Below are 14870 nucleotides of genomic sequence, written 5' to 3'. Positions count from 1 at the left end.
TTAGAGAGGTATCAATGCGATTCACTATTTTAAGCCGGAAACTCTTATTAAGCGTTTCTAGTGCTGCGATGTTAGGCATAGCAGCCACACCAGCAATAGCTGACGATCATGGAAAGACAATGGCCAATGCCAAAAATAAAGTTGCAGCAATGAAAGAAAAAGGCGCAGCCGTAATAAACAATAGTATATTGCAAACTTGGCAAGGACCTTATGATGGTGTTCCTGCTTGGGATAAAATTAACGTTGCTGATTTTCCAGGTGCCTTTCAAGCGGTTATGGAAAGAGTTAAATCAGAAATTAATGTAATTCGCGATAATCCTGCACCAGCAACTTTTGAAAATTTTACCTTACCAATGGAACTTGCTGGCAGCGTCGCAGATGAAGTGTTCTCTATTTGGGGGGTACATTCTAGCAATTTATCCAATGAAGAAGTGCGTAAGATTCAAGGGGAATGGATGCCGAAAGTATCCGCATTTTTTAATGAGTTAACGCTTGACCCTAAGTTACTTGAAAAAACGAAAACGGTTTATGACAACAGAAAAACAGCGAATTTAAATGCGCAACAGTTGCGTTTAGTTGAACGTAACTACGAACAACTTGTACGTAATGGCGCGTTACTTAAAGGCGAAGAAAAAGAAAAGCTTATTGCGCTTAATACTGAGTTAGCAAAAGCCTTTAACGAATTTTCAAATAAAGTATTAGCAGATGAAGAAACCTATATTTATTTGACTGATAAAGCTGATTTAGCAGGATTACCTGAAAGTTTTATTTCATCTATTAAAGGTGCTGCACAAGCACAAGGTAAAAAAGGTTGGGCACTGAAAAATACTCGTTCAGTTATGCAACCTTTCTTACAAAACTCAACCAGACGTGATTTACGCGAGAAAGTATATAATGCCTATATTAATCGTGGTGATAATGGTGATGCTAACGATACAAATGCCACTATCGCGAAAATTTTAAAGTTACGTGCTGAGCGCGCTAAAGTGTTAGGTTTTAAAACTCACGCTCATTATCGCATGGCCGATACAATGGCGAAAGAGCCAGAAGCTGCCATGGACTTAATGATGAAAGTTTGGCCTGCTGCAATTGGTCGTGTAAAAGAAGAAGTGGCTGACATGCAGAAAGTGGCAGATGCTGAAGGCGCAAATATTACCATCGCCCCTTGGGATTATCGCTTTTATGCGGAAAAAGTCCGTAAAGCAAAATATGACTTAGATGAAGCGGAAATTAAACCTTACTTTAAGCTGGATAACATGGTGAATGCGATGTTTGATGCGGCAGGTAAGCTATATGGTATGTCATTTAAAGAGAATACGGGTGATGTGCCTGTTTTTGATCCAGAAGTGCGCACGTTTGAGGTAAAACGAGGTGATAAAGTCATTGGACTTTTCTACCTTGATAATTTTGCCAGAGAGGGGAAACGCTCCGGTGCTTGGATGACAACTTACCGTAGTCAGCATGATTTAGGCGGTAAAAACCGTTATGTGTTAGCGTCAAATAACAATAACTTTGTTAAAGGCGGTAAAGGTCAACCTACACTTATCAGTCTTGATGATGCGTCAACCCTGTTCCATGAGTTTGGTCATGCGTTACATTACTTAAACTATGACATTACTTACCCAGGTTTAGGTGGCACACCAAGAGATTTCGTGGAATATCCTAGTCAAGTAAATGAAAACTGGTTACTGACTCGTTACATTTTAGATAATTACGCAAAACATGCTGAAACGGGTGAGCCAATGCCGCAAGCATTAGTGGATAAAATCAATAAATCTAAAACCTTTAATGAAGGGTTTGCGACCGTTGAATATTTATCCTCAGCTATTGTCGATATGATGTTGCACAATCGCGAAGAGCCGGTTACTGATCCAGATGCCTTTGAGCGTGAAACCTTGAATAAAATTAATATGCCAAAAGAGATTGTTATGCGTCATCGTTTGCCACACTTCAATCACTTGTTCTCTTCTGATTCATACTCAGCAGGCTATTACAGCTATTTATGGTCTGAAACTATGGATGCAGATACATGGGCAGCGTTTGAAGAAGCAGGCAATGTATGGGATAAAGAAACCGCTGAACGTTTCCGCTCTGTGATATTAGCGACAGGTAACGAAACAGATCGTAAAGAAGCGTATCGTAAATTCCGTGGTCGTGACCCTGAAGTTAAGTATATCTTGAAAAAACGTGGCTTTCCTGTGCCAAATGAAAGTAAATAACTTTATTAGAAACGGTTTTGATTAATGCCGTTAACCACTAAGTTTAAAGGAGCGATTATTCGCTCCTTTTTTATATGTGTCATGAATGTCAATTCATCTCGATTTTTACTTTTGATAGTTATTGCGAAATAGGTGCAAGAAATAAGATTTCAGCATGTTAATCTTGCCTGCTAAGGTATACAGCATAGCAGGGTAACCTTAACCGCGTTTTTTTGAATTAATTTAGGCACTATTGTGAGTGAGTAATGGCAAATGAAGGCTTTTAAAAAAGCGGTACTTTAAATGAATCGGCCTAGTTATTCTATTTTAACCAACGGGTTAAAACTTCTTCCAATTTATTCGGGTTAACAGGTTTCGAAATAAAATCGTCCATTCCCACAGCAATACATTTAGCTTGATCTCCTTTCATTGAGTTTGCTGTCATCGCGACGATTGGAATTTTTCTATTAAGTACTTCTGAGTGCTCTTCTCGTATCTTTTTCGTTGCATCATAACCATCCATTATTGGCATTTGGCAGTCCATTAACACTAAATCAAACGGTAACGTTTTTAAAGACGTTAACGCTTCTTTGCCATTTGCTGCTAGATCAACTTGTATGCCGAATTTTTCCAGTAAGCCTTGCGCTACTCTTTGATTGATGGCGTTATCTTCAACAACGAGTACTCTTGCCTGAAATTGAGGAATTTGATGAGCAGTTAAATGGTTCGTCAGCTTTTTATCAGAAGCATGCACACCCGACACTTTTTTCAGTGTTTTATACAAAATTGTTTCATCAATTGGTTTATTTAAATAACCATTAAAGCCAATAGCTTTGAGTGTATCGGTTTCGCCTCTCAGCCCTTGAGAAGTCAGCATTACTAGGCGTGTATCTGCCAAATTTTTATTGTGTTTAATGGCTTTCCCTAACTGAGCACCATCCATTTCAGGCATTTGCATATCTAAAATAGCGATTTGGAATGGAGAGCCTTGTTCTGCCGCTTCATTAAGCATTATTAAGGCATTTTTACCTGAATCAACAGCGCTGTTTTTTGCCTGCCATTTATTTAATAATTGTGTTAATAAAGTTCTGTTTGTTAAGTTGTCATCGACGATTAAGATTTTTTGATTTTGTAAGCTAACTAAAGTTTCTTTAGATACAGTGGAGTTGGCATTTTCAACATTTAATGTGAACCAAAATGTTGAGCCTTTTCCTGGGCTGCTTTTTACACCAATTTCTCCACCCATCAGTTCAACTAATTGTTTACTGATAGTTAAACCTAACCCTGTGCCACCAAACTTGCGAGTCGTTGAATTGTCTGCTTGACTAAACCTTTCAAAAAGGTGGTGCTGTTTCTCTTTACTGATCCCTATGCCAGTATCTTTAATTTCAAAGCATAATTTAGTTCGTTGCTTTGACTGTTCAACGACCTGACAAAATACAGAAACTTCACCTTTGTCAGTAAATTTAATAGCATTACTGATTAAATTATTGAGTATTTGTCTGATACGACCAGGGTCCGCGATATAAGACTGCTTGGACATGCTATTGCCAGGGCAGATAAAGTCCAGGCCTTTATCGTGAGCCTGAAAAGCAATACTGCTACCAAGTTCATGTAATAATAAGCCTAAATTAAATTCAAGTGGTTCAAGATCTAACATACCCGCTTCAATTTTGGAGAAATCTAGAATATCGTTAATGATAATTAATAAAGATTCAGCACTGTATTTTACGGTCAAAGCAAAGTTAATTTGTTCTTGGGTTAATTCGGTATCAAGTAAAAGGTTGGTCATTCCTATTACGCCATTCATTGGTGTACGGATCTCGTGACTCATGTTTGCTAAAAATTCATTTTTCGACTCATTTGCAACTTCCGCTTGTTTTTTTGCTTCAGCTAAACGTGATATGGCTTCTTTTTGATGGGTAATGTCTGTTCGTACTGAAATGTAACCGGTCAGTTTATTTTCATTGTTGTAGAAAGGCACTATAGTTGTATCAACCCAAAAGCGTTCGCCAGCTTTAGTTTTATTGCAAATTTCACCATTCCAATGACCACCTTTTGAAACAATCAAGTACATGCCGCGCCAAAAGGAAGAAGGGTGCTGCCCCGACTTTAGTAAACTATGATTTCTACCTATTAGTTCTTGTTGAGTATAGCCACTAACCGCGCAAAACTTGTCGTTTGCATAGACTATATTTCCTTTGATATCTGAAACTGAAACGAGCGAATGTACGTCCATTGCTTTTTTCTGAGCGGCTAAATCACGTTGTGTCGCAATTAATTGTTGTTCATGTTTTTGACGAATAGACACTTCTTTTTTTAGCCGTTGGTTCATTCGATAAAAGAAGAAAATAACCACGATTAAAAAGACGAGGATTGGCAGCGACCAAAAAAGAATCGTCGTGATATTTGCACCTGATTGCACATGAATAGATAACCAATTATTTGCGATGGCGGCACGTTGCTTTTCTGACATGGATAAAAACGTTTTATTTAAAATAGGGATCAGAGGTTCAAGCCCTTTACGAACCGCCATGGTTAACTCAAGTCTGTATGGGGTAAATGCCGTGATGATAATATCGTTGATTTTATTTTTATTGATTTGATAATTAATAGCGGCAATAGAGTCCATAAAGGCATCTATTTTCCCCGTTTGCAATAGCTTTAATCCTTCTTCAACAGATTTAACACTGACTAATTCTATATTAGGATACTGTTGTTGAATAAGTTCGTCATAGACATAATCGGTGATTAACCCAAGTTTTTTACCGGCTAGTGAGCTTAGACTTTCGGCATAAAACGCATTCGCTTTACTGACTAGTACCAAGGATATTTCAAAATAAGGGTTTGTAAAGTTGATGTTTTTAGCTCTTTCGTCAGTATAAAAAATAGCCGGCATTACATCTATTTTACCTTGTTTAAACTCGTCAAAAGCTTGTGACCAAGACAACTTTTTTTGAGGAGATAAATTTACTTTAAGAAGAGATTCAGCATGCTTGATATAATCAGCTGAAATACCACTGTAGTTACCTTTATTATCATAAAATTCAAAAGGGGCCCAATTTACGTCAACTCCTAAACTGAATTGGTTATTTTCAGATAACCATCGGTTTTCTTCATCGGTTAATAATGGAACATGCGGTAATGAATCAAAAAATGGCTTTAGGGTAGGGAACCACTGCTTTTCTAACGCCACGACTTTTTCGACGGGAATACTGTCGATGCCTTTATTTATTTTTGATAATAATGTTGGTTGTCCTTTTGCTATTAAGCCATAAACATTGTTAGATAATATTACTTCATCTGAAATAACGAAAACGCCACTAACCCCCATTTTTGCTAATTCTGCCATGGCATGGGGTAATTCAGCGATAACACCTTGAACTTCATTGTTGGTATCAGCTAATAAGCGGGTGATCGCCTGATTAAAGTTTTCGTGTTGAACAAAGTCAATATTGGGATATTTCTTTTGCACATAAGCTTCTTGAAAACTCAGGCGTTTAGTTGATATTTTTATTCCATCAAGTTCACTGAGTTTCGTGGATTTATCAAAAGTTCTTTTGTAAATAACGCCGGTCTGAACATTATGAATAGGTGAAGTAAAGTCTAACCACTGTTCTCGCTCATTATTTTTAAATAACCCTGCGTGCAAGGTGTTTTTTTGTTTGGTTAATTGCAAACCTTCTTCAAGAGAAAGCAATGATATTTTAATCGGGATATTGTTAGTTGTTGCCCATAATTGCCAAAACTCAACATACAGCCCACTTGGAGAGCCATTGGGTAACCTAAAACTAAAAGGAAAATTGTTTTCTAGGGCAATGATATGTAAAGGAATATTGTCTTTGTTTGTTTCTTCTTCTGCTAATACGTTAAGGCTGCATAAATAGGCAGCAATGAAAAAACAATAGAGGTAAGTTCTTAAATTCATAATACTCATATTAGTATAACTAAAGACAATAGTTTATTTTTAGTTTGTTTTTTAATGTATTAGCTATATTTTTAACATAAGTTTAATGTGAAAAACATAATTTAAATTTTTATCATTAGTGCGATTTGAAGGTAAGACAAAAAGAAAACTGTGATGCCTTTGTTATTTTTTAGTGTTATTCGAGGTTATATTTTTCAGTCCAATTTAATATAAAAAAATGACGTGAAGCTATAAAGCGTATGATAAAATTGGCGCATACTGTTAAGTTAAAAAGAAAAATGATCACAGATGTCGACTCAGGAATTATTAACGCCAATTTTATCTTTTCTAAAATGTCCAACCCCGCAAGCGTGGATTGATGAAGCGATAAAGAAAGAAAATTTAGCCATAATTTTAATTGATCACTTAATTTGTGAGCTAAAAGTCTAGGTGTGCAGACAAGTATTTTGATTCTTCTAAGATAGAATAAAAGAAGGGGATATAAATTGGGTTGATTGTGTAACTCACTACACAATTTTTTAACGCTACGCTAAAATTGTTCGCTCGTAAAAGATAATTGTGTACTCAATTATCTTGAAACAGTCCTCCCTCTATTATTCGACAATTCCGCCTTTAGTTTTTCGTTGGTAATAACAAGTTCGCTGATCATATTTGATAACTTGTTGAACTGTTCTTCGTCATTCTTATTAAGTGACTCAGTTAGGTTTTGAATGGTTTGTTGCCAGACATTAAATTCAGCAGGGTTATTTGACGGCGGGACTATACCTGCTTTCAAACAATCAGCTTTTGATTTGTTTATTGCAGAGTAAAATTGTTTAACCGTTTGATGTTTAGCTTTGGAACCCTTAACTCCTCGCTTGAGTTGAATGCCTTTACTTTTTAAGTGTTCAGCATAGCTATCTTGGAGTTGACTTAATTTTTGTCTACCTCCCGTAATATCTCGCGCGCATAATTTGTTTAAATTTGTACCTGATTTGTTTGTCCATGCCTTTGTAGGAACTATAAGTGCATGAATATGTGGCGATTTTTCATCAAAGTGGGCGAGCACGGTTGTGCAGTTTTCACCATAAGTTTCAAGCAGCCAGCTTGTAGATTCTTTAAGCCATTGTCTTAAATTGGCCTTTGCATTTTTTTTATAGCTACCGTCTTCGTTCATCAAAAATTCAGGCGAGAATGCTAAAACATACTCAATGGCAAGCACACCGTTTTTTCGCAATTTAGTTATCCCTTTCTTAAGCAGAAGCTCTTTAACTCCTTGCAATGGGTTTGAATGCCCATGCAAAACTTTATTAAGCTTTGTACGGGCAGGGTTAGCATTTTCGGTCGGCTGTGTTCTCAACCAATGTGCTGACATCGCAGCTAAATCTGCAAAGTTTTTGATTTTAAGTGTTCGTAAAATGGCACTACTGACTTTACTCATGAGTGTTTCCTAATAAGCAATTTAAACTTAGAACTTGCTTTTTCAATCAACTCTGACTGTTGAGCTTCGTACCCAAAGTCATCACAAGTAGACTCTTGTGCACACCAAAGTTTGATTTTTGCTTCTAAAACAAGCTCTCTATAAAATGACTCATAGCTATTTAAAGGCATCAACATAGCATCGAGCTCTTCACACTCTACAAACCATGAATCAAAACAAGTTTCATCTTCAATGTTTTTAGCAATTAACGAATAAGGAGCACACACTTCATCACTATCTTCATCGAATTCAAGCTGAAGTGAATCCACAAAGGCAACTTTTTTACCAACTTGTTTTCCATTGGGCAGGGCTACATGCAAATAGAATATTGTGCCGCTTTCAAATTTAACCGGCTTTAAATCGAATAACCTTCGTTTGGTGATCTCAATGTTTACTTTGGAATTGCTCATAATGAATACTCCGTGGTTTAATATGCTATAAATATTGTTGTATCTAGCTATTAATCCTGTATTGGTGTTAATCACTAGATAAATATATATTATCATCATTTTTTCGAAAGCATTTTTAATCGACAAAATATATAGCCCTAACCACAACAACTTGATAAATTACATCCCATAAAAATTAATTACCTATACGCTTTTTGATTATCTCGCCCAACCATCATAAATAAGCGTTAATACACGGAAGAACACACCAACATGACTCAAATCACTCTCCAGCAATTAGAATCTTTCCTTTGGGAAACTGCCGACATTTTACGTGGCAACATGGATGCCTCAGAATTCAAAGATTATATTTTCGGTATGATGTTTTTAAAACGCCTTTCAGACTCATTTGATGAAGAAGAAGAAAAGGTTATCGCCTATTACATGCAAAAAGGCAAAACCGAGGCTCAGGCGAAAGAACTCGCGCAAGATGAAGATGAATACGATAGCACCTTTTTTATCCCTGAAAATGCCCGTTGGAGCGTTCTTAAAGATTTAAAACACGATATTGGCGCAGAGCTTAACAAAGCCACTGAAGCCATTGAAGAGCACAACAGCTCGCTTGAAGGTGTATTAGTTAGTATTGATTTCAACATCAAAAACAAATTATCAGATACCAAGCTACGAGATTTACTTTCACACTTTAACCAACACCGTTTACGTAATAGTGATTTTGAACGTCCTGATTTATTAGGTACGGCTTACGAATACCTGATTAAAATGTTTGCCGACTCTGCTGGTAAAAAAGGCGGTGAATTCTATACCCCAAGTGAAGTGGTGCAGTTATTAGTGGCATTACTTAAGCCCCATGCTGGTATGCGTATTTACGATCCAACAGCAGGTTCAGGCGGTATGTTAGTACAAACACGTAATTACCTTGAATCGCATGGTGAAAATGCCGCTAACTTATCCCTTGCAGGGCAAGAGATGAACCTAAATACGTGGGCAATTTGTAAAATGAATATGTTTCTTCATGGCGTATTCAGTGCAGATATTCGCAAAGGTGACACCTTACGTGACCCACAGCACACAGAACATGGTCAACTAATGACCTTTGACCGTGTTATCGCCAACCCTCCATTTAGCCTTAAAAAGTGGGGTAAAGACGAGTGTGATAAAGACGGCTTTGGACGTTTCCCCTACGGCACACCACCAAAAGATGCTGGCGATTTAGCCTTTGTTCAACACATGGTTGCCTCAATTAATGACGAAGGCATGGCTGGTATTGTTATGCCCCACGGTGTGTTATTCCGAGGGGCTAGCGAAAAAGCCATTCGCCAAGGGTTATTAGAAGATGATTTATTAGAAGCGGTTGTTGGCTTACCGTCAGGATTATTCTACGGAACTGGTATTCCTGCTTGTTTGCTTATCATCAATAAAAATAAAGCAGCGATACGTAAAAACAAAGTTTTATTCATCAATTCAGAATTAGAATTTGAAGAAGGTAAAAACCAAAACAAACTGCGCCTACAAGACATTGAAAAAATCATCGCCACATTCAATGAATACCAAGACATAAAACGTTACGCCAAAGTTGTAGAACTTAGCGAAATTCAAGAAAACGATTTCAACCTAAATATCAGACGCTACGCAGATACTTCACCACCACCAGAAATTTTTGATGTTCGTGCAATCTTGCATGGCGGTATTCCAGTGCGAGAAGTTGAAAATGATTATATCCAAGAAGCGATTTTAAAAGGGTTTGATGTAACAACGGTATTTGATAAGCAGGATGAAAATTACTTTGTATTTAAAGCGGAAATTACCAGCAAAGAGTTAATCAGAACGGTTGTTGAACAGAGTGTTGGTGAAAGCTTTGAAGCGGCTGTAATCACCCAATTAGAGCGTTGGTGGGACAAATACCAAGTATCATTGCATCAGCTTGATGACCAAGTAGCCAGTGCAGAAGTTGAAATGAAAAGTTACCTAAAGGAATTGGGTTATGAGTAATCTAGTACCTGATGGGTGGGAAACTTCAAACATCAATAAAACTTGCGATGTACTGGACTCAAAGAGAATCCCTTTAAATTCACAAGAAAGAGCATTGAGAAAAGGCGATTACCCTTATTATGGAGCCAATGGTGTTCAAGGATATATTGACGATTATATTTTTGAAGGTGAACATGTTCTTTTAGCTGAAGATGGTGGTAACTTTGATCAGTGGCAAAATAGACCAATATCTTATTTAGTATCAGGAAAGTTTTGGGTTAATAACCATGCTCATATTTTAAAAGCAAAACAAGAGCATGAAACTAAATTTATTCATTACAGTTTAGTACATAAAAACATTCTAAAACATATAAATGGCGGCACTAGAGCAAAACTTAATCAAGCAGATATGCGAGATATTAGTATTTTGCTTCCACCCCTCCCCGAACAACAAAAAATAGCCAAAATCCTTACCTCTGTTGATGAAGTGATTGAAAAAACACAAGCACAAATCGACAAGTTAAAAGACTTAAAAACAGGCATGATGCAAGAGCTACTAACCAACGGCATCGGACATACTGAATTCAAAGACTCACCTGTCGGCAGAATCCCTGCTGAGTGGCAGGTTAAAAAGGTGGGTGATGTTACCGAAGTTATAGACCCTCAACCAGACCATAGAACTCCAGCGGAAGTCGAAGGTGGTATACCCTATGTTGGTCTAGGCGATATAGATAAAGCTGGAAAGATTAACTTTTCTGGAGCGAGAAAAGTTTCTCAAGCTGCATATAATAAACAATGCAAAGGCTTTGATATACATAAGAAAGCCTTTATTTTTGGAAAGATAGGTACGATAGGGAATCCAAGTATCTTGCCTGATAAGCGGTTTTATTGTTTATCTGCAAATGTAGTTTTGATAACTACATCAAACCTTTTGAATATGCGGTATTTATTTCAAATATTTTCTAGTGATGTGATTAACAATCAAGTTTTGATGCAAACCAATACAACTAGCCAGCCAGCTTTAGGGATTAAAAAAGTTAGAGACTTTTTGATACCAATGCCAAAAGATGAAAGTGAAAAGAAAAAAATCATTGGTGCTTTGCGATCCATTGATGAAAAAATTGATGCCGTTAGTAAAAAGTTAACTGCCAATAAAAGAACTAAAAAGGCACTTATGCGAGACCTACTCACAGGCACAGTAAGAGTTAATGTAGATGGATGAAAATAGCGTGATTGATTCAGGTTTTGAGTCTTTGAGGGTTGGGAGTATGCACCATAACCTTAATCAGATAGTTCAATTTCATAATCATGTTCATGGCTTTTTTAACACTAATCTTACTAGCTCACAACAAGATGAAGAGTTATCTCAAAAAGAGAAAATTTTACTTAAATTAGAGTATGAAACGCATTTACCTAACAATTTAAGGCAGTCGGTATTCTTAATGATGTTTGGTCATCTAGAAGAACACCTGTACCTTGCATGGTGCAGTAATGGGCGAAATATAGAAGAAAAAAATGATAGTGCTGATGGCATTAAAAAGTTCAAAAGACTCTTCACCAACCTTGGGGTGGAGTTAAAAACAGACCAAGACTATCAGCTCATTGTTGATGCGTATAAAGTTAGAAGTGCCTTTATACACACTGCTGGAAGAGTAGACTTCATAAAAAAATCAGAAGAGCTTGAAAGTGTAGTCAGTAAGCACCATAAGTTTTTTGAAATTACCAACAAGCGTGTCAACTTAACAAATGTAGGAATACTTAATTTTAATCGTTCTGTTGCTGCATTCACCGAAAAAGTTACCAGAGCAGCAATAAGGAAATAAAAATGAATCAGGATGAGTTAAACAAGGTAGAGCTACCAGCAATTGAGCAACTTAAAGAGTTAGGTTGGACATATATTCATGGAGCCGAGCTTAACCCCGACTCTTTACACGCTGAAGGCTCAGGCGCACGAGCTTATTTGCGTGATGTCGTGTTGGTTGAACAGTTAAATTCCGCTATTAAGCGCATTAATCCTTGGATCAGCGATGAAAACTTAAAGAAGGTTTCTCGTGAATTAACCCATCCTAATTTTGCTGGTTTAATGGAATACAACCACGCAATTTATCAAACTTTAGTTAACTATCAATCAGTAGAGCAAGACTTAGGTAAAGGTCGTAAAGGGCAAACCGTTAAAATTATTGATTTTGATAATTTAGAAAATAATGAATTTGTTTGCACGAACCAATTTAAAGTTGAAGGGGCTAATCAAAAAATAATTCCCGATATCGTTTGTTTTGTTAATGGTTTGCCGCTGGCAATTATTGAATGTAAATCGCCTTACATTACTAGCCCTATGAGTGAGGGCATCAACCAATTAAGACGTTACGCTAATCTACGCCATCCACATGATGATGAAGGTGCTGAAAAGCTGTTTTGGTATAACCAGTTGATGGTTTCTAGCTGTCGCGACCAAGCCAAAGTCGGCACTATTAGTTCAAGCTCACAGCATTATGGTGACTGGAAAGATGCTTATCCGTATACCGATGATGATTTAGCTGGCGAAGACACAACCGCACAACAACGCTTACTGGCTGGCATGTTCAACAAAGTTGGCTTTTTAGATTTACTGCAAAATTTTGTTATTTATGAAACCGTTGATGGCAGATTAATTAAAAAGGTGGCGCGCTATCAGCAATACCGAGCGGTAAACAAAGTTATTGAACGCTTAAAAACGGGTGAAACTCGAAAGGATAAATCAGGCGTTGTTTGGCATACCCAAGGCTCAGGTAAGTCACTTACTATGGTTATGCTTGCCGTTAAAATGCGAAGAGACCCTGAGCTTCAGCAATATAAACTGGTATTCATTACTGACCGCACTCAACTTGATGAGCAGCTATCATCAACCTTTCGTGATGCTCAAGGTGAAACCGTATATAACGCTTCATCAGTAGCAAAACTTCGTGAGTTACTAAAAAAAGACTCATCTGATTTAGTAACGGCTATGGTGCAAAAATTCCAAGATGCTGAGAAAGAAGCTGCTAACGGTGGCTTAGATAAAGCTTTCACCGACTTAAATCCAAGCGAAAAAATTATAGTACTTGCCGATGAAGCTCACCGTACTCAATTCGGTGGTTTGGCTATGGTTATTAATGCTGCTTTACCTAACGCACCCAAAATTGGTTTTACAGGAACCCCATTACTTAAAACCCAAAAAATGGGGCAAGCCTTTGGTGGCTATATCGACCAGTACAAAATTAATGAAGCCGTAGAAGATGGCGCAACAGTACCTATTTTGTACGAAGGCAGAGAAGTGATTACCGATGTTTCCAGTCAATCACTTGATTCATTATTTGAAGAGTACTTTTCTGATTACACCAAAGAAGAACAGCGTGAAATTAAGAAGAAATATGGCGTTGAACGTGCGGTGCGTGAAGCACCAGCGCGTATCCGTTGGGTTTGTATAGATTTATTAAAACATTACCGAGAGCATATTCAACCCGATGGTTTTAAAGCCATGATAGTTACAGGTAGCCGCCATGCTGCTGCACTATACAAGCAAACACTTGATGAATTAGGTGCGCCACCGTCAGAGGTGATTATTTCGGGCGATCATAATGATGAAGCCTATTTAGCTAGGTACACCGATAAAGTCGCTCAGAAAAAAGCGATTGATGATTTCCCTAAACCATTAAGTGAGAATCCAACCGCGTTCTTAATCGTAAAAGATATGCTGCTCACAGGTTTCGACTCTCCCGTAGCTCAAGTTATGTATATAGACCGAAAACTGCAAGACCATACGCTTATGCAAGCCATAGCGCGTGTTAACCGCACATACAAAGGTAAAACATGTGGTTTTGTCGTTGATTATTATGGCTTGTCTCAGCACTTAACTGATGCACTGGATATGTTCACCAGTGATGATGTTGAAGGCACAATTCAATCGCTTAAAGATGAAATACCTAAGCTAAAAGCCACTCATACCGTTGCCATGAGCTTTTTTAAAGAAGTACTAGTAAATGGTAAACCAAGCACTGATGTTGATGACTATGTGTTGGCGTTAAAAGACGAAGATATAAGAGCACAGTTTGAAATTGCCTTTAAACGCTTTGCGAAACAAATGAATGTAATTTTGCCAGACAAAGCAGCTTCACCATTCGTTAAAGACTTAACCTTTTTAGGCAAAGTGCTAAACGCTGCTAGAGTACGTTATCGTGAAGAAGGTTTAGATTTATCAGGTGTTGGTGAAAAGGTTCGTCAGTTAGTTGATGAACATATTATCAGCACAGGTGTAGACCCTAAAATACCGCCTGTTGATTTGTTAGCGGCTAACTTTAAAGAAAAACTGAAAGAAGTTAAATCAACCGAATCAAAAGCGTCTGAAGTTGAAAGTGCTATTAAGCACCATATTACCGTTAACCTTGAAGAAGACCCTGAATACTACAAGTCACTTAGTTTAAGACTTCGAGATATTATTGTTAAAAACGCTGGTAATTGGGAACGTCAGCTAGAGCTGTTGCTAGAGATGGTAGATAACATTGAAGGTGAGCATCAACAAGCAGCACAAGACGTTGGTTTATCTGAAACTGAATATGCGTTTTATAACATCCTAACTGCTGAAGTATCACAAGTTGCCGAAAGTTCTGGTGATTATGTGGTTGACGATAGCGTTATGGAAGAAGTGAAAAGTACCACACAAACCTTAGTTAACACCTTTGATGAAGCCACTGAAATTGTTGATTTCTTTAACAAGCAAGATGAAGTTAAACGAATGAAGAAAGAAATTAAACGCGCCATTGTTGACCAATCATTTGGTGAACCTAGCTTAGTTAAGGTTGTTCAAGAGCGTTTTATGGAACTTGGCAAAACTAAATTTAACAAGCGTTAGGTCTGAGTATGTTAATTTTTAGTGTGCTAATTTTGAGTAG

At 37.4% G+C, this 14870-nt stretch carries 8 protein-coding genes and 1 pseudogene; 6 read left to right on the top strand and 3 right to left on the bottom strand.

The genetic code is table 11. The annotated features are described in order from the left end of the window. Positions 1–14 precede the first annotated feature (14 nt). The gene (locus RM573_RS03660) at positions 15–2219 is read left to right on the top strand and encodes a M3 family metallopeptidase (RefSeq protein ID WP_311577338.1); all 2205 of its coding nucleotides are present in this window, start codon (positions 15–17) and stop codon (positions 2217–2219) included. A 301-nt stretch (positions 2220–2520) separates the two neighbouring features. On the opposite strand, the gene RM573_RS03655 is transcribed toward RM573_RS03660, so the two are convergent. After that, positions 2521–6126 (bottom strand): response regulator, encoded by a 3606-nt coding sequence (locus tag RM573_RS03655; protein ID WP_311577336.1) that lies wholly within the window; start codon positions 6124–6126, stop codon positions 2521–2523. A 288-nt stretch (positions 6127–6414) separates the two neighbouring features. On the opposite strand from RM573_RS03655, the pseudogene miaE reads away from it, so the two are divergent. After that, positions 6415–6549 (top strand): annotated as a pseudogene (gene miaE / locus RM573_RS03650) (tRNA isopentenyl-2-thiomethyl-A-37 hydroxylase MiaE); the annotation flags it as partial. 145 nt (positions 6550–6694) lie between these two features. Here the strand turns inward: miaE and mobV are convergent. Both mobV and RM573_RS03640 read right to left on the bottom strand, forming a co-directional pair. After that, positions 6695–7546 carry a MobV family relaxase gene (gene mobV, locus RM573_RS03645; protein ID WP_311577333.1) on the bottom strand — a complete coding sequence of 284 codons (852 nt, stop codon included), beginning with the start codon at positions 7544–7546 and terminating at the stop codon, positions 6695–6697. Beyond that, positions 7543–7995 (bottom strand): hypothetical protein, encoded by a 453-nt coding sequence (locus RM573_RS03640; RefSeq protein WP_311577331.1) that lies wholly within the window; start codon positions 7993–7995, stop codon positions 7543–7545. The genes mobV and RM573_RS03640 overlap by 4 nt, the downstream gene beginning before the upstream one ends. Positions 7996–8247: 252 nt before the next feature. Here RM573_RS03640 and RM573_RS03635 point away from each other — a divergent pair, with 252 nt between their 5' ends. Genes RM573_RS03635 through RM573_RS03620 form a run of 4 tightly spaced genes read left to right on the top strand, consistent with a single transcriptional unit; the run spans position 8248 to position 14830 of the window. After that, on the top strand, positions 8248–9984 hold the full coding sequence (locus RM573_RS03635; protein WP_311577329.1) for a type I restriction-modification system subunit M: 1737 nt from the start codon (positions 8248–8250) through the stop codon (positions 9982–9984). Continuing rightward, the gene (locus RM573_RS03630; protein ID WP_311577326.1) at positions 9977–11185 is read left to right on the top strand and encodes a restriction endonuclease subunit S; all 1209 of its coding nucleotides are present in this window, start codon (positions 9977–9979) and stop codon (positions 11183–11185) included. Before RM573_RS03635 ends, RM573_RS03630 begins: the two co-directional genes overlap by 8 nt. Then, a complete protein-coding gene (locus RM573_RS03625) occupies positions 11178–11786 on the top strand; it encodes a hypothetical protein (protein ID WP_311577324.1) in 609 nt (202 codons plus the stop codon). The genes RM573_RS03630 and RM573_RS03625 overlap by 8 nt, the downstream gene beginning before the upstream one ends. Before the next feature lie 2 nt (positions 11787–11788). Then, positions 11789–14830, top strand: a complete 3042-nt coding sequence (locus tag RM573_RS03620; protein WP_311577321.1) for a type I restriction endonuclease subunit R — start codon at positions 11789–11791, stop codon at positions 14828–14830. Positions 14831–14870 lie beyond the last annotated feature (40 nt).

This window comes from Thalassotalea castellviae (genome assembly GCF_031846185.1).
In the GTDB taxonomy this organism is placed as follows: domain Bacteria; phylum Pseudomonadota; class Gammaproteobacteria; order Enterobacterales; family Alteromonadaceae; genus Thalassotalea_H; species Thalassotalea_H castellviae.
This window is presented reverse-complemented; position numbering and strand designations above follow the sequence as displayed.

Coding starts and splice junctions, on each gene's coding strand:
- RM573_RS03660 (WP_311577338.1), top strand. CDS start 15: ATGCGATTCACTATTTTAAGCCGGAAACTCTTATTAAGCGTTTCTAGT.
- RM573_RS03655 (WP_311577336.1), bottom strand. CDS start 6,126: ATGAATTTAAGAACTTACCTCTATTGTTTTTTCATTGCTGCCTATTTA.
- mobV (WP_311577333.1), bottom strand. CDS start 7,546: ATGAGTAAAGTCAGTAGTGCCATTTTACGAACACTTAAAATCAAAAAC.
- RM573_RS03640 (WP_311577331.1), bottom strand. CDS start 7,995: ATGAGCAATTCCAAAGTAAACATTGAGATCACCAAACGAAGGTTATTC.
- RM573_RS03635 (WP_311577329.1), top strand. CDS start 8,248: ATGACTCAAATCACTCTCCAGCAATTAGAATCTTTCCTTTGGGAAACT.
- RM573_RS03630 (WP_311577326.1), top strand. CDS start 9,977: ATGAGTAATCTAGTACCTGATGGGTGGGAAACTTCAAACATCAATAAA.
- RM573_RS03625 (WP_311577324.1), top strand. CDS start 11,178: ATGGATGAAAATAGCGTGATTGATTCAGGTTTTGAGTCTTTGAGGGTT.
- RM573_RS03620 (WP_311577321.1), top strand. CDS start 11,789: ATGAATCAGGATGAGTTAAACAAGGTAGAGCTACCAGCAATTGAGCAA.